Origin of the sequence: Candidatus Symbiopectobacterium sp. NZEC151 (assembly GCF_025962655.1) — a bacterium.
Lineage (GTDB): Bacteria > Pseudomonadota > Gammaproteobacteria > Enterobacterales > Enterobacteriaceae > Symbiopectobacterium.
In genome coordinates, this window is sequence record NZ_JAGFPE010000010.1 from 41,622 (window position 1) to 64,596 (window position 22,975).

General features: G+C 54.8%; 20 protein-coding genes and 1 tRNA gene. 2 read left to right on the forward strand and 19 right to left on the reverse strand.

All coding sequences use genetic code 11. The annotated features are described in order from the left end of the window. Positions 1 to 2: 2 nt before the first annotated feature. From J5067_RS22050 to J5067_RS22065, 4 genes are all read right to left on the reverse strand, one after another. On the reverse strand, positions 3 to 839 hold the full coding sequence (locus J5067_RS22050; protein ID WP_264627672.1) for a ketose-bisphosphate aldolase: 837 nt from the start codon (positions 837 to 839) through the stop codon (positions 3 to 5). Positions 840 to 860: 21 nt separating this feature from the next. Then, positions 861 to 1,904, reverse strand: coding sequence for an NAD(P)-dependent alcohol dehydrogenase (locus J5067_RS22055; protein ID WP_264627674.1), 1,044 nt, complete (start codon positions 1,902 to 1,904; stop codon positions 861 to 863). Positions 1,905 to 1,976: 72 nt separating this feature from the next. Further along, positions 1,977 to 3,359 carry an MFS transporter gene (locus tag J5067_RS22060; protein ID WP_264627673.1) on the reverse strand — a complete coding sequence of 461 codons (1,383 nt, stop codon included), beginning with the start codon at positions 3,357 to 3,359 and terminating at the stop codon, positions 1,977 to 1,979. Between the two features lie 39 nt (positions 3,360 to 3,398). After that, positions 3,399 to 4,475 (reverse strand): zinc-binding dehydrogenase, encoded by a 1,077-nt coding sequence (locus J5067_RS22065; protein WP_264652024.1) that lies wholly within the window; start codon positions 4,473 to 4,475, stop codon positions 3,399 to 3,401. 418 nt (positions 4,476 to 4,893) lie between these two features. Here J5067_RS22065 and J5067_RS22070 point away from each other — a divergent pair, with 418 nt between their 5' ends. Continuing rightward, positions 4,894 to 6,060, forward strand: coding sequence for a nucleotide sugar dehydrogenase (locus tag J5067_RS22070; RefSeq protein WP_264652056.1), 1,167 nt, complete (start codon positions 4,894 to 4,896; stop codon positions 6,058 to 6,060). Here J5067_RS22070 and nhaA read toward each other — a convergent pair. The 8 genes from nhaA to J5067_RS22110 form a co-directional block, all read right to left on the reverse strand. Then, positions 6,057 to 7,424, reverse strand: a complete 1,368-nt coding sequence (nhaA, locus tag J5067_RS22075) for a Na+/H+ antiporter NhaA (protein WP_264652025.1) — start codon at positions 7,422 to 7,424, stop codon at positions 6,057 to 6,059. The genes J5067_RS22070 and nhaA overlap by 4 nt on opposite strands. Before the next feature lie 133 nt (positions 7,425 to 7,557). Then, the gene (kdpD, locus tag J5067_RS22080; protein ID WP_264652026.1) at positions 7,558 to 10,236 is read right to left on the reverse strand and encodes a two-component system sensor histidine kinase KdpD; all 2,679 of its coding nucleotides are present in this window, start codon (positions 10,234 to 10,236) and stop codon (positions 7,558 to 7,560) included. A gap of 43 nt (positions 10,237 to 10,279) precedes the next feature. Next, positions 10,280 to 10,855: a potassium-transporting ATPase subunit KdpC gene (gene kdpC / locus J5067_RS22085; protein WP_264628073.1), complete on the reverse strand. Its 576-nt coding sequence runs from the start codon at positions 10,853 to 10,855 to the stop codon at positions 10,280 to 10,282. 11 nt (positions 10,856 to 10,866) lie between these two features. Next, positions 10,867 to 12,915 carry a potassium-transporting ATPase subunit KdpB gene (gene kdpB, locus J5067_RS22090; protein WP_264652027.1) on the reverse strand — a complete coding sequence of 683 codons (2,049 nt, stop codon included), beginning with the start codon at positions 12,913 to 12,915 and terminating at the stop codon, positions 10,867 to 10,869. Positions 12,916 to 12,930: 15 nt separating this feature from the next. Further along, entirely contained in the window at positions 12,931 to 14,616 is a 1,686-nt protein-coding gene (gene kdpA, locus J5067_RS22095) for a potassium-transporting ATPase subunit KdpA (protein WP_264652028.1), read from the reverse strand. Continuing rightward, positions 14,616 to 14,705, reverse strand: coding sequence for a K(+)-transporting ATPase subunit F (gene kdpF / locus J5067_RS22100; protein WP_196907966.1), 90 nt, complete (start codon positions 14,703 to 14,705; stop codon positions 14,616 to 14,618). Before kdpF ends, kdpA begins: the two co-directional genes overlap by 1 nt. A gap of 161 nt (positions 14,706 to 14,866) precedes the next feature. After that, positions 14,867 to 15,160 (reverse strand): YciI family protein, encoded by a 294-nt coding sequence (locus J5067_RS22105; RefSeq protein ID WP_264644433.1) that lies wholly within the window; start codon positions 15,158 to 15,160, stop codon positions 14,867 to 14,869. Between the two features lie 111 nt (positions 15,161 to 15,271). Further along, entirely contained in the window at positions 15,272 to 15,475 is a 204-nt protein-coding gene (locus J5067_RS22110; RefSeq protein ID WP_264628730.1) for a helix-turn-helix transcriptional regulator, read from the reverse strand. A gap of 106 nt (positions 15,476 to 15,581) precedes the next feature. Here J5067_RS22110 and J5067_RS22115 point away from each other — a divergent pair, with 106 nt between their 5' ends. Continuing rightward, on the forward strand, positions 15,582 to 15,854 hold the full coding sequence (locus J5067_RS22115; protein WP_264628731.1) for a helix-turn-helix domain-containing protein: 273 nt from the start codon (positions 15,582 to 15,584) through the stop codon (positions 15,852 to 15,854). A gap of 180 nt (positions 15,855 to 16,034) precedes the next feature. On the opposite strand, the gene J5067_RS22120 is transcribed toward J5067_RS22115, so the two are convergent. The 7 genes from J5067_RS22120 to ascF form a co-directional block, all read right to left on the reverse strand. Beyond that, positions 16,035 to 16,110 (reverse strand) — tRNA-Gly (locus tag J5067_RS22120). A 171-nt stretch (positions 16,111 to 16,281) separates the two neighbouring features. Beyond that, positions 16,282 to 17,208 (reverse strand): D-2-hydroxyacid dehydrogenase, encoded by a 927-nt coding sequence (locus J5067_RS22125; RefSeq protein ID WP_264652029.1) that lies wholly within the window; start codon positions 17,206 to 17,208, stop codon positions 16,282 to 16,284. A 111-nt stretch (positions 17,209 to 17,319) separates the two neighbouring features. Continuing rightward, positions 17,320 to 17,619, reverse strand: a complete 300-nt coding sequence (locus tag J5067_RS22130; protein ID WP_264644764.1) for a helix-turn-helix transcriptional regulator — start codon at positions 17,617 to 17,619, stop codon at positions 17,320 to 17,322. 11 nt (positions 17,620 to 17,630) lie between these two features. Further along, on the reverse strand, positions 17,631 to 18,638 hold the full coding sequence (locus J5067_RS22135; RefSeq protein ID WP_264652030.1) for a cation diffusion facilitator family transporter: 1,008 nt from the start codon (positions 18,636 to 18,638) through the stop codon (positions 17,631 to 17,633). A 140-nt stretch (positions 18,639 to 18,778) separates the two neighbouring features. Continuing rightward, positions 18,779 to 19,690: a VirK/YbjX family protein gene (locus J5067_RS22140; RefSeq protein WP_264652031.1), complete on the reverse strand. Its 912-nt coding sequence runs from the start codon at positions 19,688 to 19,690 to the stop codon at positions 18,779 to 18,781. Between the two features lie 240 nt (positions 19,691 to 19,930). Continuing rightward, complete coding sequence (locus tag J5067_RS22145; protein ID WP_264644429.1) at positions 19,931 to 21,361, reverse strand: 6-phospho-beta-glucosidase; 1,431 nt, start codon at positions 21,359 to 21,361, stop codon at positions 19,931 to 19,933. A 29-nt stretch (positions 21,362 to 21,390) separates the two neighbouring features. Beyond that, complete coding sequence (gene ascF, locus J5067_RS22150; protein WP_264644428.1) at positions 21,391 to 22,842, reverse strand: PTS cellobiose/arbutin/salicin transporter subunit IIBC; 1,452 nt, start codon at positions 22,840 to 22,842, stop codon at positions 21,391 to 21,393. Positions 22,843 to 22,975: the final 133 nt, after the last annotated feature.

Sequence of the window (22,975 nt, forward strand, 5' to 3'; positions counted from 1 at the left end):
GGCTAGTTCGCCTTTCCGTCAGAGCCAAACAGGTAAATTTTCTCCAGCGCCCTTTCTTTCACCGCTTTACGCACTTCACGTTCAAGATGCAGGAAGGGTTGCTGCTGGTTTTCTTTTACCGCCACCATCGCCGCCAGACATAACTCGGTGTGAATATTGATCTTGGCGATACCTAACGAAATCGCTTTACGAATATCAGCATCGCTAATGCCAGAGGCACCGTGCAGCACCAGCGGCACAGAAACCGCCGCGCGCACTTTTTCAACCACCTCAAAATTCAATTTTGGCTCAGAGGTGTAGACACCGTGCTGATTACCGATCGCCACCGCCAGCGAATCACAGCCGGTTCTTTCCACAAATTCTGCGGCCTGGCTGGGATCCGTGTAGTGATAGCTTGCCAGCGCTTCTTCATACACGGTTTCATTACCCACATGGCCCAATTCTGCCTCTACCGGAATGCCCAGCGGATGGAAATAATCCACGGCTTCTTTGGTCAGGCGAATGTTCTCTTCAAAGTCGAACGCAGAGGCATCACGCATTAATGAATTCATGCCGTGGGTCCAGGCGTTATGGATAATTTCCATGCTGCGCCCGTGATCCCAATGGGTAATCACCGGCACCGTGGCTTTTTTCGCCATGGAGACCATCATGTGGGAAAAATCTTCAAATGAGGTATTTCCCACAAACCCGGTACCAAAAGAAATAATGACCGGCGATTTCGACTCCTCGGCAGCATCAATAACGCCCATCAGCATTTCCGCATTCCATACGTTAAAATGTGCAATTGCATATTTTCCCGCCTGCGCCTGTGTTTCCCAATATTTAATATCTGCCAGCATAGTTATGTCTCCCTTGTGAATTTACGCACCAATCTTAATTACGCCTTTGATGATGTCCTTTTTCATATTTACGGATTCATCAAAAGCACGCTGCACATCCTGATAGTCATAGATATGCGTCACCATAGATTTCACATCGAACTTGCCCGATGAGATGGCCTCAATCGTTACCGGATAGCGGTTGGCATAGCGGAATACGGTTTGAATGGACACTTCGCGATTAATTTTCAGGAAATTAATCGGAGAATCGCCGGGCACCGTGCCGACAATCATGATTTTTCCGCCGCGCATAACCAGATAGGGGGCTTGTTTTACCGTCACTTGCGAACCGGCGGTTTCAAACACGATGTCAGCGCCCGCCTCACCCAATAACGTTTTGGCGCGCTCAACCGTGTCTTCAGCGGCACCGTTGATGACCGCCATCGCGCCAAGTTTGCCTGCCATCTCAAGGCGTTTTTCCAAAACGTCGACCACGACAATTTCCGATGCGCCCATATAACGGCACGCCTGCAATGTCATCAAACCAATACAGCCGGCCCCGAGAATGACAATCTTTTTGCCGGGCTTAACGTCGGCCAGCATCGCGGCATGAATCCCCACCGCCGCCGGTTCAACCAGGGCACCTTCCAGGGTGTCCATATTGTCGGGCAGCTTGTAGGTGAAGCTTTCCGGGTGACACAAATAGTGAGTCAACGCACCGCGGTAATTGGGCTGTGTCGCCATAAAGTCAACGTCAGGACAAATGTTGTATTTGCCTTCCAGGCAATAGCGACATTTACCGCAGGGTACGCCGGGTTCAATATTTACCCGGTCGCCAATTTTGAATTTTTTTACTTTACTGCCTACCGCTGCGACCGTACCGGCACATTCGTGCCCCAATCCAATCTCTTGATTAGGATCTTTCGGCGGAATAAAAGGGCCAGATTCAAACCCGTGCACGTCAGAACCGCAGATCCCGACATACTCAACGTTAATTAATACTTCATCATCCTTTGGTGTCGGAACCGCAGCGGGAATAATATTCATTGTCCCAGGCGTTTTTAATACAGCTTTTGAATTTTTCATCATTAATTCCTGTAGGATAACTTATTTATCGGTAAAACGTATTGATGGAAAAACGTCGTTTATTTATTGGTGTTATTTACTGGTAACCACATTCATGCCAATGCTTTCAACCGATGCGCCTTTGGTTTCAATACCAATCACCGCAATAGCACCCGCCACAATAATTGACACGCCGCCGAGTAAAACAAACACGCCGGTTACACCGTATCCACTCAATAAGCTCGCCACCGCGTAAGGCGCGGCAATACCGCTGATGCGACCTACCGCATTTGCCAGTCCTGAACCTCTTAATTTGGCTTCCGTCGGCCAGATTTCCGGTACATACACCGCAGAGGCATAGCAAACGTACATATACACAAAGGTAATCAGGAAGAAACCAATCAGGGTAATCATCATCATGCTGGTTTGCAGCGAGTAGAAATAACCCAGCCCGGCAATCAATAACAGCAGTCCGACCCCCATGACTTTTCTGGGAATTCGGTCCATCACCAGCATGGCAATAAAAATGCCAAACGGTGCGCCGAACATACTCATGGTGTTAAGAACAATAGAATCCTTTAAGTTTATTCCCTGCGTCATAAAGATAGTGGGTAACCAATTAATCAAGGTGTACTGCACTACGTTCATTGCGATAAGCACGAAAGAACCAAGAATAACCCGTTTGAGCAAGGCGCCTTTGAGCAGCGCCGAATAAGGAACGCTGGCGGCCCGCACGTGCGTATCTTCAACCTGCACTGGCGGCGGCAGCGGTTTGCCGGTCTGCTGCTCCACGCGTTGTTCGATCGCTTTCATGATGGCTTCCGCCTCCTGATAGCGCCCTTGAGCCTCCAGCCAGCGCGGTGATTCAGGGAAATGGCGGTAGGCAAACCAGGTGGCAATCAACGACAGTCCGGCAGGAATCAGCAATTGCACACGCCAGTTCCACTCGGCACTAATGACCGTGGTGAGTGCCATAGCAATCAGGGAACAAATAGGATAGGACCAGTTACCAATAAAAGAGACACGGCTAGACCAGGTACCGCGATTTCGCCCCGGCATATATTCCGTATACCCGGCGAACAGCGTGACCAACAAAGCACCCAGACCAAATCCCATAACAAAACGGCAGGCGATCAAAAAATCCATATTGGGCGAGAATGCCCCAACCACCATTGAGATAATATGAATCAGTTCGAACAGGACAACCCCTTTCTTTCGCCCTATTTTATCACCAATGATGCCGCCAATTAATGCACCGGCAAACATCCCAGCGGTGGTAATGGCAGAAAAGGTCGCGGTAATTGAATTATCAGCCCATCCCAGTGATTTCAACTGAGCCAATATTATTCCACCGACGGCATTACTCCAGCAAACTAATAATCCAAATGCCACCATGCCAAACATGGAATAATGCCATCGACTGTCCGGCAAGCGATCGAGCCTCGCCCCACAATGAGGTGCTATTATCGTATTCATGTGATTCTATCCTTAAAGAATAAGGGAATTCACGCCAGATTAATGCGTAAAGTCATAGGTCATAATAACTTTAATCGCCGTTTTATTTGCCATCGCCTCGAAACCTTCCTGCCATTGAGAAAGTCCAATGCGGTGGGTAATCATCGGTTTGACCTGAATCGCACCCGAGGCCAATAAGCGAATCGCATTGCGCCATGAGGTCGAGTCATAGGCCATATGACCAATAATGCTTTTATTCCATGCAGTAATGTCGTTAATGGAGAAATCCAGCGGTTTGAATCCCATACCAACGCGCACCACTTCACCATTCGGGCGCAGCATCTCAATCGATTGTTTCAAGGCAATATTGGCACCGGAACATTCAATCACCAGGCCCAGATTGTCTTTTCCACAAATTTCGTGGCAACGCGCGACCACGTCTTCGGTGGATGCATTGACGGTTGCCGTTGCCCCCAGCGCTTTTGCCACGCCAAAACGCACGCTTACGTCCTCTTCCAACCCAACCATCACGATATTGACCGCGCCCATAATGCGCGCCATCTGGACGGCAAACAGCCCGAGCGGCCCGGTACCAAAAACCACAACATCCTGACCAGGAAGGAATTTAGATTGCTGAGCAATCGCTTTATAGGCATTACAGATGGGATCGAGTACCGCAGCTTCTTCGTAATCCACGCCTTCCGGGATTTCCCACAGGGCATGGCGATGGATTCTGAGAATTTCGCCGGGCACAAGGCAGTATTTTGAAAAACCGCCACCCCATTTATTGTTATCCAACCCCAGGTTCACTTTTTCTGTACAACACAGAAAATCGCCTTGTTCACAGGCCGGGCAAACACCACAGACATGGCCGCTGTTGTCCGACACAACGCGTTGTCCAACCTTCCACCCTTTTACCTGCTGGCCCACCGCCACGATCTGACCGGCAAATTCGTGACCGCGTACCGAGTTAAATTCATCAGATCCGCTATCAACCTTGTAGTGCTTCATATCAGCGCCACAAATGGCGGCCGCTTTGATCTCGATAACCACATCCTCCGGACCACAAACCGGCTCCGGTACCTCAATCATCTTGTACCCACCAAATGCCTTACCGAAACGCGCGAGTGCTTTCATGACATTCCTCATTAGGTTTATCTGTAAATCAGTCGGGCCATAGTTCGCTATTACACATTTGAAGTCAACATTAAATCTGTAAAACACAGATATCAATCTTCACATTGAAGAGCCGATCACATATTTAGCGGAGAAAGACAGAAGAATAAAAACATTGCATTTAAAAACATTGCATTTAAAAACAATGAGTTAAAAAAACAGGCACCAAGGCGGTTCAGCAATAAGCGAAAAAGTGAACAAATCACACCGGATAACGTTTTTTGATAGCAAGGATCCGCCATTTACCTTATTGCTAGCAAAACCGCTTCCGGCGAATCTGAAATGAGGCAACGAGCACCGCATCGTTTGGGCAATGTTTAAAATTCATGCACCCACGCTCTCTATACTGTCCCCGGATTTTTCAGGTGGATTTAACATGATGAAATGTACTATTGCGGGCACCGGTTACGTCGGGTTGTCGAACGCCGTGCTGTTGGCCCAGCATAATCAGGTGGTGGCTCTCGACGTTGTCGAACAGCGGGTGGCGCTGTTGAACCAGAACCTGTCGCCGATTGTTGATAAAGATATTGACCATTATCTCAAGGAAAAACCGCTCAATCTGGTGGCGACAACGGACAAACAGCTGGCCTATCAGGATGCGGATATCGTGATTATTGCCACGCCAACCAACTACGATCCGATCACCAATGCGTTCGATACCCAGTCGATTGAATCCGTGGTGCAGGATGTGTTGTCCATCAATCCCGGTGCGCTTATTGTCATAAAATCAACGGTTCCCGTGGGATATACCCAGCAACTGCGACGCACCTTTGCCACGGATAACATTATTTTCTCCCCCGAATTTCTGCGTGAGGGAAAAGCGCTGCACGACAATCTCTACCCTTCACGCATTGTGATTGGGGAACGCTCGCCGCGCGCAGAACGTTTTGCCGCCTTGCTGCTGCAAGGTGCGATCAAGAAAACGGCGCCGGTGCTCTACACCGATGCAACGGAAGCGGAGGCCATCAAGCTGTTCGCCAATACCTATCTCGCCATGCGCGTCGCCTATTTCAACGAGCTCGATAGCTATGCACAGATGCACACGTTGGATAGCAGGCAGATTATTGAGGGGGTCGGGTTAGATCCGCGTATCGGTTCGCATTACAACAACCCGTCATTTGGTTATGGCGGCTACTGTTTGCCCAAAGACACCAAGCAGCTGTTGGCCAATTATGCCAAAGTGCCTAACCGGCTGATTTGTGCCATCGTCGAGGCGAATCGCACGCGCAAAGATTTCATTGCCGATGATATTCTCAAACAGAATCCCAGCGTGGTAGGCGTTTATCGTCTGGTGATGAAAACCGGCTCCGATAACTACCGCGCATCGGCCATTCAAGGCATCATGAAACGGCTCAAAGCCAAGGGTGTTGACGTGGTGGTTTATGAACCGGTACTGACAGAAGCGACATTTTTCCGCTCACCGGTAATCAACGATCTGACAACGTTCAAGCACCAGGCTGATTTGATCATCTCAAACCGCATGGCACCGGAGTTGGAGGATGTCGCGGATAAAGTCTATACCCGCGACCTGTTTGGTTTGGATTAAGTCGGTTGACCAACCTGCTGCACACGGCGGCGACGCGCGTAATACCGGCCCCACAGCAGGCCCAGCGTGGCCGCAATCAGCGAGCCCAGCAATACCCCTAGCTTGGCCGCGCCCAGCAGTTGCGGATCGTCAAAGGCCAGCATGGCGATAAATATCGACATGGTAAAGCCGATACCGGCGAGCAGCCCAATCAAAAACACACCGCGCCAGGATACCTCTGGCGGTAATTGGCACCCGCCAAAACGCACCATCAGCCAACTGACGCCGACCACACCCAGCAACTTACCGGCGACCAGCGCCAGCGTAACGCCCATCATCACCCCGAGTGGCCCTGCGCCCGACAAATCGATGCCATTCACGCTCACCCCCGCGTTCGCCAGGGCGAACAGCGGCATCACACCATAAGCCACCCAAGGGTGCAATGCCATCTGCACGCGAGTGACAGGCGGCAGCACTTCACGCTGAGCACGGCGCAGTTGCTTAAGCGGCGCAGCCAACTGATCCACAGCGTGCGTATCCTGTTGGTGCATCAGGTCGCGCACAATGTGCGAAAGACGCTCCAATGGACGCTCCTTCATCACCTGCACGGAGGCCACCGGGGTAATCAGCCCCAAGACGACACCCGCTAATGTCGGGTGCGCTCCCGTGAGCAGAAAGCCCAACCACACGATGATGCCGGGAATGACATAGGCCCACGCCGAGCCGATGCCTATCTTCTGTAGCCCGAACACCAGCAGCACGCCCACCAGCACGGGGAGCAAGCCGTGGTATTCAAGCCCACCGGAGTAGAAGAACGCAATGATCAAGACGGCGATAATGTCATCGATAATGGCTAACGCCAGCAAAAACACCCGTATATTGCCGGGAATGCCTTTGCCCAACAGTGCCAGTACCCCCACGGCAAAGGCGATATCCGTTGCCGTCGGTACCGCCCAGCCTTGTTGCTGCAACGGCGCGCTGTTCATGCTCAGATAAATCAACGCGGGTACTATCACGCCGCCCACGGCGGCAGCGATCGGCAGCATGGCTTGCCGCAGGCTGCTCAACGCACCTTCGTGAATTTCACGGCGGATCTCCATGCCGACCACTAAGAAGAACAGGGTCATAAAGGCGTCGTTGATCCAGAAATGCAGGGAGTACTCGATTTCCGTATCGCCAATGCTAAAAGAGAATGGCAGATGCCACAGCGCATGGTAGCTTTCCGCCCACGGCGAATTGGCCCATATCAACGCAGCCGCCGCGGACACAAGCAGCACAATGCCACTTACCGCTTCAATATGGAGAAAACGTTCAAGGGTGGCGAAAGCGCGTTCCGCCAAACGCTGAGCACGAGGGATGCTCTGCGGGGACAGGTGTCGATTCATGGTTGTTATCACTCCGCGTGGCGGCCCGACCAACGCACAAACCTGTCTCACCACAACATGTGGCTAACACCCATCCTCTTTTTACCGACAATGTTGGATGATTTCAAGTATTTTACATGGATTTACAGGCCATTTATTCGGAAGATTCCATCATTTCCGGCACCGGCGACAAAGGAAGTTGAACCGTAAAACAGGCGCCCCCTTGCGGACGGTTGGCGGCACTGATTTCCCCCTGATGCAGAGTGACAATCGCGCGACAAATCGCCAATCCCATCCCGACGCCGGGAATGGCAGACTCCTCATTACCACGGGTAAATTTCTCAAAAATATGCTGTTCGCTGCCCGAGGTAAGACCGGGGCCGTCATCCCAGACGTCGATCCTGATTTTCCCCGGCAACGCGCGTGCCCGAATGCCTATCGCCCGCGCTCTGCCCGCATATTTCAATGCGTTTTCCAGCAAGTTTGCGAATACACGCTCCAGCAGCGCGCCATCGGCCTGAAGCAACACCATCTCCTGCGGAAGATCCAATTGCACCGCCTCGGCGGGCAGGAGCGCCTCGAGGGATTTCAGCGCGCCGCCAATAACCTCATCCAGCGCGACCCAATCGGTTTGCAGGCGAAAGCCTTCTCCTTCAATACGCGCCATATCCAGCATGTTGTTCACCAGACGAATGGTACTCAGCGTTTGCAGGCGAAGCGCACCGGCTTGCGGCGCATGCGGCGATCCTTCCGTGGAAAGATCGAGCAGCAGGATCTCCGCCTGACCAAACAGCACCGTCAGCGGTGTGCGCAGATCGTGAGACAGCGCAGCCAGCAAGGAGTTGCGCAGCTCCTCCCGCTCCGCCACCAGACGCGACTGCTGCTCGCGCCGCGTCAGTGCCAGACGCAGCAACGCACCTGAAATCAGCATCACAAACGTCTCCAGCAGCCGCTGCTGTTCGGGTATCAGCAGGTGGCGCAGGTTGCTTGGCTCAATAATCAGCAACCCTAACGTATCCTCGGAGGACATCAGCGGCAGCACTTTATAAGGCACGCCGGGCAGCGTATCGGTTCCTGCGCCCGCCACATGCCCTTTCTCAAAGCTCCATTTGACGATGGCGGGATCGGGAATGGTATGCAGCAAACGCTCGGCGGGCGCGATCAGTTTCCCCTGCGCGTCTGGCAGCCAGATTTCACAGCGGGCAAACAGTGCGCTGCCCATCACCCGCTGGCAAATCGGCGCAATGTCGTTCGGGGCTCGCACCCGGCTCAGCCCATCGGCCATTTCGTACAGATAACGCGCGCGCTGCTCTCGATGTCGGGCAACCCGCGCCTGATAGCGTACGCCCGCCGTCAGGTTGCCGGTGATCGCACCCACGATCAGCATCACCGCAAAGGTCACCAGATACTGCGCATCACTGACGGCAAAGGTGCCTTCCGGCGCGACAAAAAACAGATCGAACGCCACGATATTGAGTATTGCCGCCACCACCGAGGGCAAACGGCCAAAACCAATGGCAATCAGCACCACGCCCAACAAATAGACCATCACCAGATTGATCGGCGAAAAGTCGGGCAAAACCCCTTTGCTTACCAACGTTATCAATGCACACAGCGCCGTCGCAGCCAGACAGCCGCGCGCTTTCTGGCGCAACTTTTCCGGGCTGAGGTGTGTGTCTATCAGCGGTGCAGCATGCACGTCCGGCGCATCATCCAGGGCAACAATCATCAAGTCGAGCTCCGGCCCAAGGCGGCTTAGCCGTCGCGCAAAGCGATTAGGCAACGCCCAACGTCGCTGCGGTGGCCTCCCCACAATGATCTTGCCGAGATTGTGCTCGCGCGCGTAGCGCAGCACCGCTTTCGCTTCATCCGGCTCCGACAGGGTGGCAGTAACGGCACCCAGCTTTTGCGCCAACTGCAAGGTACGCAGAATGCCACGCCGACGCGCTTCGCCCTGCCGATGCAGCGTTGGCGTCTCCACCGTTACCGCATGCCATTCGCTGCCGAGCTTGGCGGCCAGTCGGGCGGCAATGCGCACCAGTTTCTCACTGCCGGTGTTAGCGCCAATGCACAGCAGGATCGCATCGCGGGTGTGCCAGACGCGTTCCTCTCGTCCACTGGCATCGCGCCAGGCGCGCATCTGATCGTCGACGCGATCCGCCGTGCGGCGCAACGCCAGTTCCCGCAGCGCAAACAGATTGCTCTTACGAAAAAAGTTCTCGATGGCGCGCTCGGCACGATCGCCGACGTACACCTTGCCCTCTTTCAACCGTTGCCGCAGATCGTCCGGCGGCAAATCCACCAGCACCACTTCGGTGGCCGAGTCAAAAAAAGGATCGGGGACGGTTTCCTGCACCCGAATCCCCGTGACGCCGCTGACCACATCATTGAGGCTTTCCAGATGCTGCACGTTCACCGTGGTCAGCACATCAATGCCAGCGTCCAGCAGCTCATCGATATCCTGCCAGCGCTTGGGATGGCGCGACCCCGGTGCGTTGGAATGCGCCAGCTCATCCATCAGAATAACGGCTGGACGCCGCGCCAGGGCGGCATCCAGATTGAACTCCAGATGACGATGTCGCCCCGTGGCACGTCGGGCAAGGGTTTCCAACCCGTCCAGCAGCGTGGCGGTCTCCTGTCGACCATGGGTTTCCACCACGCCTACCAGCACATCCAACCCCTGCGCGCGCAATCGTCGCGCCTCTTGCAGCATGGCCCAGGTTTTCCCGACGCCCGCACAGGCACCGAAATAGATTTTCAGTTTGCCGCGCCCTTCACGGTCCGACTGAGCCAGCAGCGCATCCGGATCGGGACGCAGGGGTTCTTCCGTCATCACAATACCTTTCAAGTCATCCTTCGTTCAGGATAGCGAAGCCTTACGGTTTCGGCACGGCATCCAACGCCATGTTCAACGCCAGCACATTGACCACCGGCTCCCCGATAAACGGCAGCAGCGGACGGCGCGTGTTCGCCAGCACCAACTGGCGCAACGTTGCTTCTGGCAGATGGCGTGCTTGTGCCACGCGCGGAATCTGCCACGCCGCCGCTGCCGGAGAAATGTGCGGATCCAATCCGCTGGCAGAGGCCGTCACCAGCTCCACCGGGACGAACGCATTGGCCTGGGGATTCACCTTACGCCATTCGGCAACGCGCTGCGTTATAGCTTCATCCAGTGCCGGATTGCTGGGCGCCAGATTACTGCCAGAGGAGGCCAGCGCATTATAGGGCGAGTCGGCCGTCGCCGAGGGCCGCCCCTGAAAATAATCCGGGCGGGTAAAGGACTGACCGATCAGGGCCGAACCGCGTACCTTGCCTTCCAGCATCACCAGCGAGCCGTTAGCCTGTACGGGAAACCACCACTGCGCCAATCCGGTTGTCAGTAACGGATAGACCGCCCCGACAATCAGTGTCAGCAGGATAAAAAGCGAAAGTGCGGGACGTAACAGGTTCATTGATATTCTCCTTAAACCCAACCCAGCGCGGTCAGTATCAGATCAATGGCTTTGATGCCAATAAATGGCACCACCAGCCCCCCCACGCCGTAAATCCACAGGTTGCGGCGCAGCAGCGCAGCCGCCGGCATCGGGCGGTAGCTCACCCCTTTCAATGCCAGTGGAATCAGCAGTACGATAATCAAGGCGTTAAAAATCACCGCTGACAAAATGGCCGAGGCGGGCGAATGCAGCCCCATCACGTTAAGGGCATTCAGCGGGGGATAGGTCACCGCAAAGGCGGCGGGGATAATGGCAAAATATTTGGCGACATCGTTGGCGATGCTGAAGGTGGTTAACGATCCGCGCGTCATCAGCATCTGCTTACCGATATGCACCACCTCGAGCAGCTTGGTCGGGTTGGAATCCAGATCCACCATGTTGCCCGCCTCTTTCGCCGCTTGCGTACCGGAGTTCATCGCCACCGCCACATCCGCCTGCGCCAGCGCGGGGGCGTCGTTGGTGCCATCCCCCGTCATAGCCACCATGCGTCCTTCTGCCTGATATTGACGAATCAGCGCCAGCTTGGCTTCGGGCGTGGCCTCCGACAAAAAGTCATCGACACCCGCTTCGGCAGCAATGGCGGCGGCGGTCAGTGGGTTATCCCCCGTGACCATCACCGTTTTGATCCCCATACGGCGCAGTTCAGCAAAGCGCTCTTTGATACCGCCTTTGACGATATCCTTGAGCGCCACCACGCCCATCACGGTATTATCTTCCGCCACCACCAGCGGCGTACCGCCTTTGCGCGCCACCGACTCCACCAGCGCCACCACATCCGCAGGGAAGCGCCCGCCGTTGCTTTCAACGTGCCGACGAATCGCGTCCGCCGCGCCTTTGCGTAACATTTTCGGCCCGACATTGACGCCGCTCATGCGGGTTTGCGCCGAAAAAGGAATAAAGGTGGCGTTCAGACTCTGCAAATCACGCTCGCGCAGATTGAATTTCTGCTTAGCCAGCACCACGATACTGCGCCCTTCCGGCGTTTCATCGGCCAGCGAGGCCAACTGTGCGGCGTTCGCCAACGCGGATTCACTGATGCCGCTGGCAGGCAGGAACGCGCTGGCCTGGCGGTTACCCAGCGTGATGGTGCCGGTTTTATCCAGCAGCAGCACATCCACATCGCCAGCGGCCTCCACCGCGCGTCCGCTGGTGGCGATCACATTCGCACCCAGCATACGACTCATGCCCGCAATACCAATCGCCGAGAGCAGTGCACCAATGGTGGTAGGAATCAAACAGACCAACAGCGCCACCAGCACCGTAATGCTGACCGGTGTACCGCTCCAGGCAGAAAACGGGTACAGCGTCGCCGTTGCCAGCAAAAACACAATCGTCAGTGAAATCAGCAAAATGGTCAGTGCCACTTCATTCGGCGTTTTACGCCGTTTGGCCCCTTCCACCATGGCGATCATGCGATCCAGAAAGGTTTCACCGGGATTGACACTGCATCGAATCACCAGCCAGTCAGAGAGAATGCGCGTGCCCCCGGTGACTGAGGCAAAATCGCCCCCGGCCTCACGAATCACTGGCGCAGACTCACCGGTAATCGCGCTTTCATCCACGGAAGCCCCCCCGGCCAGTACTTCGCCGTCACACGGGATAATGTCACCCGCATCCACCCGCACATAATCGCCTTTGCGCACGCTGTCTGCGGCAACCTTTTGCTGGGTGGATTCAGGCTCAGGACCAGAGAGCTTTTTCGCCCAATTGGTGCGCGTAATGCCTTTTAAACTCTCGGCCTGCGCCTTACTGCGCCCTTCCGCCAGCGCTTCGGCAACATTAGCAAACAGCACGGTGAACCACAGCCACAGGCTAATGGCAGCAGTGAAACCCAGCTGTCCCTCACTCCAGCCCAGCGCCATGCTCACGGCCAACAGCGTGGTGAGAATGCTGCCCAGATACACCACAAACATCACCGGGTTACGGTATTGCACGCGGGGGCTAAGCTTGGTCAATGATTCAGCCAGCGCGGCACGCCACAGTGTGCCGCGTTGCGAAGACGCGATTTGATGTGTCATAGAATTCTCCGGCGATTAGCGCGCCAGTAACTGCAAATGTTCGATAACAGGCCCCAGCGCCAGCGCAGGGATAAAGGTCAGTGCGCCAATCAGCAGCACGGTGCCGATAATCAGCGCGACAAACAGTGCGCCGTGCGTCGGCAAGGTACCGGGGCTGGCAGGCTGGGTCTTGCGCGCCGCCAGTGAACCGGCAATGGCCAGCAGTGGGATGAAAGGGGCAAAGCGTCCCATCAACATCGCCGCGCCCAGCAGCAGGTTCCAGAACGGCGTATTGGCAGAAAGCCCGGCAAACGCGCTGCCGTTGTTGTTGGCCGCAGAAGAGAGCGCATAGAGCACTTCGCTAAAACCGTGCGGTCCCGGGTTAAAGATTCCGGCGCGCCCGGCATCGGTCATCATCGCCAGCGCCGTACCCAACAGCACCAGAGACGGGGTAATCAGGATATAAATCGCCGCCATCTTCATTTCCGGCACGCCGATTTTCTTGCCCAAATATTCCGGCGTGCGACCAATCATCAATCCGGCAATAAACACTGCCAGCAGCACGTTCATCAGCATGCCGTACAGCCCTGAACCCACGCCGCCAAACACCACTTCACCCAGTTGCATCAACCACAGCGGAATCATCCCCCCCAGTGCGGTAAAGGAGTCATGCATGGCGTTGACCGCCCCGCACGATGCCGCCGTGGTGATCACCGCAAACAGGCTGGAATTGAGAATACCGAAGCGGCTCTCTTTCCCTTCCCAGTTCATCGCGCTGTCGGCGCCAAGCAGCGTCAAATGCGGGTTGCCCTTCACTTCCGCCATCATGACCAACACCGCCGCCACCACAAACATCAACGTCATGGCCCACAACAGGGTGCGTCCCTGCGCCCGGTTGCGTACCGTTTCGCCAAAGGTGAAACACAGCGCGGCCGGAATTAGGAAAATCGCCAGCATCTGCACAAAATTGGTTAACGCGGTGGGGTTTTCGAACGGGTGAGCGGAGTTGGCATTGAAAAAGCCGCCGCCGTTGGTGCCGAGCATTTTGATCGCTTCCTGCGACGCCACCGGCCCCATCGGCAGCGTCTGCTGCACGCCTTCAAGCGTGGTGAGCGTAAGGTAGGGGTTAACATTCTGAATCACCCCTTGGCTGACCAGAAATAACGCCATCAGCAGCGACAGCGGCAGCAGTACAAACAGCGTAATACGCGTCAGATCGCGCCAGACATTACCGAGTTCATCGGTGCTCTGACGGGAAAAGCCACGCATCAACGCAAACAGCACCGCAATCCCGGTCGCTGCCGATAAGAAATTCTGTACTGCAAGCCCCACCATCTGGCTGAAATAGCTCAGGGTGGATTCCCCGGCGTAGGATTGCCAGTTGGTGTTACTGACAAAACTGATGGCGGTGTTCAGCGCCAAATGCCAGGACAAACCGGGCAACTGCTGCGGGTTATAGGGCAAGCTCCCCTGCGCCATCAACAGTGCTACCAGAAAGCACAACCCAAGGGCGTTAAACAGCAGAATGGCGCACAGATACTGACGCCAGTTCATCTCGCTGTCTGACACGCCGCACACGCGCCATATCCCGCGTTCGAACGCCGCCACGCCGGGTAAAGCGCGATCGAGCACCATCCCCGTCATCAACCGACCTAACGGCTGGGCCAGCAGCAATAATACGGCCAGAAAGCTGGCCAGAAGTAAAAACGCATTGGCCGCCATTAGAATTCCTCCGCCCGAAACAGGGCATAAAACAGATAGCCCAGTAACAGAAATACCAGCACGATGCCGGTCATCAGTCCCACATTCACGGTTTATCTCCCCGCGTTTATTGAATGTGGCTCGAGTGTAGGAAGTGGGGTGTAAAAATGTCGTTAATATCTCAGGCGGGGGTGTAAAAAAGGTATAAAAATGCAGGAGGCACAACCCGCTCAATCAGCATCGATGAGCCGGTCACTTTAGCACCAAGAAATCACAGCAGGCCTTGCAGCGCAGGCGCCGTCATACTGGCATCAAACGGGATGATGTCTGCGTTGGCCAGCCCCAGTTTCTGAAACGGATCCTGGCTAAGGCGCGCCTGCAACTGTTCGAGGCTGTCGCTCTTTGCCAAAATGACACCGCCAGTGCGCGGAATGCGGCGGCCTGATGCGAGAAAAATACCGTCGGCATAGCCCTGTTTCAACCATTCAACATGGGCAGGAATCTGTTTATCAATCGCCTCAAGCGGCTGCACATACGTCAGTACCACCACATAAATCACACTCATTGCAAATTCCATGTATTGCGTCAGGGATAATGCAAGGCTACTCCTCGACAGGGGAGGCATGAAGCGCTTTTTGGTGGAAAATTAAGGCGTATACCATTTCCTCTATGCGGACTAATAGCGTGAAGGCCAAATCTCCTCAGGCCGTTTACTCAACGCCTTAGCAATCAACCGTTCGCCTTTGGGCCAACGTCGCGCCAACGCGTTTGCCAGTGTTGATGACGCCAATCCCGCCTCTCGGGAAAGTGCAGACAGTGTTGTACCTTGCTTTTTCAGCGCAGCAATAATATCTGCCGGGTGCCAGTCCTTACCGTCCATTACCATCCCCCGATGTTATTATGTGCAAATGTTCAGCATATCTAAACAACGGCGATGTTAAGTAATGCTAAACACTAAGTCAATATCGATTATCGATGGTGCCATGATGCTACCTGCTCGCCTTAAATCCGCCCGCCTGCATGCCAAGTTGACTCAGGAAAAACTCGGAGTCCTCGCGGGTATCGAAGAAGCGACCGCACGGTCGCGCGTCTCTCAGTATGAAAGCGGCACCTATCGCCCCACCTTCGAGATGATGTGCGCCTTTGCCCGCGTACTTGGCGTGCCGGAAAGCTACTTTTACACCGTCGATGATGACTTCGCGGAACGCATTTTGCAGTTGTATGAAAGTGATGGCATACAACAAGAAAAGAAGGCATAGGAGCCGCTTAAAGCTCAAATGCGTAAAAGTTTAGGGTGCGAACACGTGGAGGGGGAGCAGCGTAGGTAATGACATCATGCCCGTGGATGGCTCATGCCAGGATTACGGGCAAAAAAAAAGACCTTTCGGTCTGTTTTTTAACGCGTTGCAGAATGATAGTACATTCTACACATCACATTTTGGAGCGGGAAACGAGACTCGAACTCGCGACCCCGACCTTGGCAAGGTCGTGCTCTACCAACTGAGCTATTCCCGCTTAGGAAGTGCATTTCTACTAATCGTAACACATTGAATATACTAAACTTATTCAATATTTCGTGCTAGCGGTGAGCATTATGTACCAATCATTTCAGGCTGGCAAGCCCTTTTCAGTGAAAATGCGCGCAAGTGGTCATTCCCTGCGCGCTAGTGCTCAACGCCTGCTAACTCAATACTCGCGTGAAAAATCAACCTCGCCGCGCAGCGCCACACCCTGAGAGTAACGTTGCAAGTTATCCAGGAACAGATCCGCCATCAGCGCAGGCACCATCGGTCCTGCAATATGCGGCGTCAAGGTCAGTTGGGGCGTTAGCCAGAAAGGGTGTTCCGGCGGCAGCGGCTCCTGACGAAAAACATCCAGCACCGCTCTTGCCAGTTTTCCGGCACGCAGCGCCGCCACCAGATCGTCATCCACTACCGACGAGCCGCGCCCCACGTTGATAAATACCGTGGAGGATTTCATGCATGCGAACAACTCTGCGTTATACAGGTTCTGCGTTTTCGGCGTATCCGGCAGCAGATTCACCACATAGTCAGCCTGCGCCACGTCGTGCGCCAGCGCGTCAATCCCCGACACACGCGCAAAACCGGGCAACGCCCGCGGTGTATTGACAATGCCATGTAGCGTTACACCAAACGACCGCAACATGGCGGCCACCTCGGCGCCAATATCGCCCGCGCCAACGATCAATAAGGTTTTTCCCGTCAATAGCCCGGACAGGTGGCGATCCCACTCCTGACGTTGCTGCTGTGCCTGCAATGCGAACAAGCGCTGCTCATGGGCCAACAGATGCGCCAGGATGTATTGTGCAATCGGCTGACCAAACACCCCGACGGCGCGACTCAACCGGTAGTCTTGCGGGAGATTCGCTGCAAGCAGCGGCTTGAAGCCAGCCCAGGTAGATTGCAGCCATGCCGGGCGATGCCCAGCAGTCAGCAACGATACCGCCCGGTCCGGCTCACCAAGCCAAATGTCACAGCGTGCGACGGCATCTTCTCCGTCATCAGGAAGGCAATAGGCCAACCCCGACGCTTTGGTGCTTAACAGCGCACGCAGCTCCTCTGCCCGAGATTCCAATAAAAGAATCGCCCCCATTTCTCCCCCTCGCGTTATCAACGGTAGCCGTAAAAAAACCACAACTACCCTACCCGTAGCGAGAAGTCTGTGGCAACCCTTTCAGCATGCAGGCTCGTTTTCTGACAGACGTCACTCTTCTTCTTGTGATTCGCCAATGTGGTTGACCATGTCCAGCAACATGGTGGTGACATGGTGATCCGCCACGGTATAAAAAATCTGGCGTGACCGGCGCTCCCGCTTCACCAAGCGCGCTCCGCGTAGCAGACGTAAATGGTGGCTCACCAGTGACGGCGAAAGCGCCAGATTTTGCGCAATATCACCGACTGCATGTGGTCCCGTCAGGCAGAAATGCAAAATGCGCAAACGGGTAGGATCGCCCATCAGACGAAACGTTTCTGACAGGATGGTAGTTTCATGCAGAGAAAGCATGGCATGACGACTCAATGTGCGTGCCCTCGCGTAACAGATGTGTCCGTATCATGATGATGAGATTGATCGCCATGATGTTGATGTGTTTCCTTGAAGGGTGACAGGCTGCACTTACAGGCCGCCTCATCTTCATCACCCCAGTCAATGGCAACCGTTGCGTGTTCTACGTGAAAACGGTCATAAAGCTCGCGCTCGACCTGCCGAACCACCTGACGCACGTCCGCCCCCTCTTTGGCGCGTACATGCAATGTGGCCAGGGTGCGCCCCGACGTGATCATCCACACGTGCACATGGTGGATATCTGCCACTCCCGCTACGTTGTCTTTAAGGTAGCGTTCAATCTCTTGCGGCATAGCATTGGCGGGTGCCCCTTCCAAGAGTATGTGCAGCGATTTTTTCAATAACGCCCATGCGCTGCGCAAAATCAGCACGGACACCACCAGCGACAGGATAGGGTCGATGGGGGTCCAGCCGGTAAAATAGACCACAATAGCCGCCGCGATAGCACCGATGGAACCGAGCAGATCGCCCATCACATGCAGTGCAGCGCCTTTGATATTGACATGCTCGCTGTCGCCGCGCGTCAATATCCAGAACACCACAATATTCACCAGCAGCCCGATCGCTGCCACGACCAGCATCGGGCCCGCCAGCACCTCATGCGGCTGGCGAAAACGCAGCCACGCTTCATAAGCTATCCAGATGACGATAGCAAACAGCGTCAGCGCATTGATAAAACCGGCAATGACTTCGAAACGCAAATAGCCAAAGGTGCGCTTGGTGTCTGCATTACGACGGCCAAAACGAAAGGCTGCATAGGACAACGCCAGTGCAGCGGCATCCGTCAGCATATGTCCCGCATCCGCCAGCAGCGCCAACGAACCGGAAAGCACTCCGCCCACAACTTCCACCAGCATAAAGGTAAAAGTAATCACAAAAGCGATCAGGACCTTGCGCTCATTCGACCGCGTTACCGTCGGCGCATGGTCGTGAGCATGATCATGGTGAGAATGGGACATTGTACCTCTCCTGCCTTTAGATAATTTAATATATGAATAGCTATTCATATATTAAAAGTCAAGCAATGCAAACAGGTCACCGGCAGCCATTCTCACCGTGCTCAACCTCGTCATTCTCATGCCAGACAGGCATCAAGGTCTCATTTCAAGGCATGCAGCTGTTGATGGATCTCCGCCAACACGCCGTTCGCACGCTGATACTCTGCCCGTTTTTTACTGGCGACGTCGTCGAGACTTTTGCGCGCGATACGCAGCGGCAACTGACATACGCCATCGGGTCGCAATTGCCCCCCCACGGAGAGCCAAAAGTTGTCATAATCGGCATGAAAACTGGTTTTCTTTTTACGCCAGTAGCGCCAATTCTGATAAACATGGGTATGATTTCCCACCGCCACCATGCACTCCACCCCCAACAACTCGCCCAGTGCGCAGGCCGTTTCCAGTACCAGTCGTTTGGGGAACAACCCATGGCAATCACGCGTCACCTGCGAGATGCGCGCCTTCTGCTGTTGCAAGTGCCGCGTTGGCCCTTGTAACCCACCGATAAATAACGCTCTCTTTCCTTCGAACTGCACTACCGTCATGGTCATGCGCGCCAGTGGCATCCCTTCAGTACACAACTGAAGCGTTATCTCTCCCTCTTTATCCAGTGATGAGTGGGAACCTAATAGCAACGCGTAAGCGTCACCGCTTTTGCCCTGCAAATTGACGATAGGGACACCGCCGGGCGTCAGCATCAGGCGACGTAACGTTGGGTTGGCACAGGCAACGGCATCATAGTGATAACACAGCGCGGCCAAGGCGTGGCGTGCAGAAAAACGGCTGGAGAGGTACGGCCGTTGAAGTTTATCGGGCAGCGCCATTTGGGCATACAGCATCTGCGCCCGCTGCGGATGGCTGGCAATGTAGTCGAGCCAGTTAAGTGTCAAAATAGGGTGAAGGAGCGAGCGCGCCAGAAATTTAAGACGGTAGGCGGGCTTTAGCCAAACGCTCTTCTCATCAGGGTGAATATCACCGCGCAGCAGATGACTCAGTAACTGCCAGCGGTTCATCGGAGATGATATTTCATCAAAGGTTGCAAGTGCCATAAGAGATAATAGTGTTGATTTGGAAACAGACCCCTATCTCTATCAGTCGTTGGCTAAACCGTTATGCAATCATCTTTCAGGAAGCAACCCCACCCTATGTTTGTTTACGATTGGTTTATTAAAAAAGCCGCTCCCGACAGTATTAACGCCAGGCGCAGCTTTTTTGCAGTATCAGACGCGATACTCGGGTGATACCGTTTTTTGTTAATCCAGATCTTGCCCGTTGCTGGCGATCACTTTCTGGTACCAGGCAAAGGATTTTTTCTTGCGCCGTTCCAGCGTGCCGTTGCCAAGATCGTCACGATCGACATAGACAAAACCGTATCGCTTGCTCATTTCCCCGGTCGACGCCGCGACCAGATCGATGCAGCCCCAGGTGGTGTAGCCGATGACCGGGATACCGTCATCGATCGCATCGCCCATGGCGCGGATGTGTTCACGCAGGTAGCTGATGCGGTAATCATCCTCAATCTCGCCGTTGGCATTGATCTCATCACGTGCGCCCAGACCGTTTTCCACCAGAAACAGCGGCTTCTGGTAACGGTCATACATCATGTTCATGGTGATGCGCAGGCCAAGCGGATCGATGCCCCAGCCCCATTCACTGCGAGTAATATGCGGATTGGTAAGGGATTTAACGATATTGGCCGCGCTGCTGTTGTGCTCATTCATCTCCGCCGAGGCACAACGTGAGGCGTAGTAGCTGAAAGAGACAAAATCAACGGTGTTTTTCAGAATGTCAGCGTCGCCGTCCTGCATCTCGATATGGACACCTTTCTCGCGGAACACCCGCGCGGAATAGGACGGGTAAGCGCCGCGCGCCTGCACATCGATAAAGAACAGGTTTTCCCGATCTTTTTCCAGTGCCGCCCACACATCTTCGGGCTTACAGGACCACGGATAAAAGTTTCCCCCAGCCAGCATGCAGCCCACCTGATTTTCAGGATTCACCTCGTGCGCGATCCGGGTTGCCAGCGCGCTGGCAATCAGTTCATGGTGCGTTGCCTGATACTTCACCTGATCCTGATTTTCACCCGGCTCGAACACCAGACCGGCACCGGAGAACGGACTGTGCAGCAGGATATTGATCTCGTTGAACGTCAGCCAGTATTTCACCAGACCATCGAACGCTTCGAAGCAGGTGCGCGCATAGCGGGTGAAAAACTCCACCATCTTGCGGTTACGCCACGAGCCATACTCGGTAACCAGATGCATCGGCACATCGAAATGGCACAGCGTCACCAGCGGTTCAATACCGTATTTGCGGCATTCACTGAACACCGCATGATAAAAGGCGATACCGTCCGGGTTCGGCGTCAGTTCATCGCCCTTCGGGTAGAGGCGGCTCCAGGCGATAGAGGTGCGGAACACGGTAAACCCCATCTCGGCCATCAGCGCGATGTCTTCCTTGTAGCGATGATAGAAATCGATCGCCTGATGGCTGGGATAGAACTCGTCGTCACGCAGCGTAAAACGCTTCTCTTGCCCCAGCTTTACCGGCAAACGGGCGGGGCCGTGCGGGATCATATCCACGGTGGTCAGCCCTTTGCCACCTTCCCGATAAGCGCCTTCTGACTGGTTTGCCGCCAGGGCGCCCCCCCATAAAAATCCGTCTGGAAATGTCGCTGCTGACATGAATCACCTTTTCTCTATACCAATATCGATTAACTAACGCTGGTAGCTTGCACCGGTTCACTCGCTTTGGCGTTAGCCGGACGCGATTCCTCTTCGGTTTCAGGAATATCCTCAAAGCCAAGGATAAGTGTCAGCACAAACGACAATACCACCGCCAAAATCATCACGGCCACCACCCACACAATGCTCATCGGGTTGGTCGGATCGAAGAACTGCACGCTGGTAAACAGTCCGGGCGACGCCATGGAGTGGCTGGCAAGGCCGCCAATTCCGGCTACCGCGCCGCAAATAAAGCCGCTGATCAGGCTGGCAATCAGCGGACGTTTCAGCCGCACCGCCACGCCGTACAGCGCAGGTTCGGAGATCCCGGCCACAATGGCGGAGGCCGCTGCCGCCAGCGCCGTCTGGCGCAGTTCACGGTTTTTGGTGCGGAACGCCACCGCCAGCGAGGAGCCGCCGAGCGACAGGTTGGCACCGATTTCGGAAGGCATCACCATGCCCTCTTTGCCGGTTTCCGCAATGGTTTGAATGATGGTCGGGGTAAATACCCGGTGCATACCGGTCATTACCAGCAGCGGCCACAGCGCACCCATGATCGCCACCGATAACCAGCCCAGATAGCCGTGGATGGTGTAAACGATGGAAGAGATACCGCTGCCGATCCAGATCCCCAGCGGGCCGATAATCACAATGGCGATCGGCGCAGATACCAGCACGATCAGCATCGGTTTCAGGAAGTTCTTCGTCACCGCCGGCGTAATGCGATCGATGCCCTTTTCGATGTACGACAGGATCCAGGTCATGCACAGCGCCGGAATAACCGTATAGGTATATTTCACCGCCGTGACGGGGATAAACGCCAACTCGACCACCTGCCCTTGCGCCGCTTTCGCCATCAAATCGATAAAGTTGGGATGCACCAGCACGCCCGCAATGGCAATAGCCAGCGACATGTTGGTTTTGAATTTAAGTGCCGCCGAGGCCGCCACCATGATAGGCAGGAAGAAAAACGCACCGTCACCGATCACATTCAGGATCACCAGCGTCGAAGATCCCTTCTCGAACACGCCGAACATGTCGAGGATCATCGCCAGCAGTTTCACCATTGAACCGCCGATAATTGCCGGGATCAGCGGCGACATGGTGCCAATCAACGCGTCCAGAATGCCTGCGCCGATGCTTTTTAAGGTGATTTTACGTTTGGCATCGGGTTGCGTGCCCGCGGCGCCCGCCGGGCCAAGCTTCAACACTTCCTGATAGGCTTTGGCAACGTTGTTGCCAATAATCACCTGACACTGCGTTTCCGTGTTTACCACGCCCATCACGCCGCTGATGGCTTTGAGTGTCGGGTTATCCACCTGCGTTTTATCTTTTACCACGAAGCGCAAACGCGTCATGCAGTGCGTCACCGCTTCAATGTTATCCAGTCCCCCCAGCGCATCCACAATAGCGCGAGAGACAGTTTCATAATTCTTAGACATAGGTTAGTTATCTCTTGGTGTCGGTGCGGAAAAAATCGCCATAGGGAACCGGTTCCACAAAATCATGAAACGTTTCACAGCGCCAAACAAGAGAGGAAAACGATTAATTTTCCTTTTCGTGATAATGATCACC

Bases quoted from the DNA above. Each gene is read 5' to 3' on its own strand.
- J5067_RS22125 (WP_264652029.1), bottom strand. From the start codon at position 17,208: ATGGGGGCGATTCTTTTATTGGAATCTCGGGCAGAGGAGCTGCGTGCG.
- J5067_RS22055 (WP_264627674.1), bottom strand. From the start codon at position 1,904: ATGAAAAATTCAAAAGCTGTATTAAAAACGCCTGGGACAATGAATATT.
- J5067_RS22110 (WP_264628730.1), bottom strand. From the start codon at position 15,475: ATGGACGGTAAGGACTGGCACCCGGCAGATATTATTGCTGCGCTGAAA.
- J5067_RS22070 (WP_264652056.1), top strand. From the start codon at position 4,894: ATGAAATGTACTATTGCGGGCACCGGTTACGTCGGGTTGTCGAACGCC.
- ascF (WP_264644428.1), bottom strand. From the start codon at position 22,842: ATGTCTAAGAATTATGAAACTGTCTCTCGCGCTATTGTGGATGCGCTG.
- kdpB (WP_264652027.1), bottom strand. From the start codon at position 12,915: ATGACACATCAAATCGCGTCTTCGCAACGCGGCACACTGTGGCGTGCC.
- J5067_RS22060 (WP_264627673.1), bottom strand. From the start codon at position 3,359: ATGAATACGATAATAGCACCTCATTGTGGGGCGAGGCTCGATCGCTTG.
- kdpC (WP_264628073.1), bottom strand. From the start codon at position 10,855: ATGAACCTGTTACGTCCCGCACTTTCGCTTTTTATCCTGCTGACACTG.
- J5067_RS22065 (WP_264652024.1), bottom strand. From the start codon at position 4,475: ATGAAAGCACTCGCGCGTTTCGGTAAGGCATTTGGTGGGTACAAGATG.
- J5067_RS22105 (WP_264644433.1), bottom strand. From the start codon at position 15,160: ATGAGTGTGATTTATGTGGTGGTACTGACGTATGTGCAGCCGCTTGAG.
- J5067_RS22135 (WP_264652030.1), bottom strand. From the start codon at position 18,638: ATGTCCCATTCTCACCATGATCATGCTCACGACCATGCGCCGACGGTA.
- nhaA (WP_264652025.1), bottom strand. From the start codon at position 7,424: ATGAATCGACACCTGTCCCCGCAGAGCATCCCTCGTGCTCAGCGTTTG.
- J5067_RS22145 (WP_264644429.1), bottom strand. From the start codon at position 21,361: ATGTCAGCAGCGACATTTCCAGACGGATTTTTATGGGGGGGCGCCCTG.
- kdpD (WP_264652026.1), bottom strand. From the start codon at position 10,236: ATGACGGAAGAACCCCTGCGTCCCGATCCGGATGCGCTGCTGGCTCAG.
- kdpA (WP_264652028.1), bottom strand. From the start codon at position 14,616: ATGGCGGCCAATGCGTTTTTACTTCTGGCCAGCTTTCTGGCCGTATTA.
- J5067_RS22140 (WP_264652031.1), bottom strand. From the start codon at position 19,690: ATGAACCGCTGGCAGTTACTGAGTCATCTGCTGCGCGGTGATATTCAC.
- J5067_RS22130 (WP_264644764.1), bottom strand. From the start codon at position 17,619: ATGCTTTCTCTGCATGAAACTACCATCCTGTCAGAAACGTTTCGTCTG.
- J5067_RS22050 (WP_264627672.1), bottom strand. From the start codon at position 839: ATGCTGGCAGATATTAAATATTGGGAAACACAGGCGCAGGCGGGAAAA.
- J5067_RS22115 (WP_264628731.1), top strand. From the start codon at position 15,582: ATGCTACCTGCTCGCCTTAAATCCGCCCGCCTGCATGCCAAGTTGACT.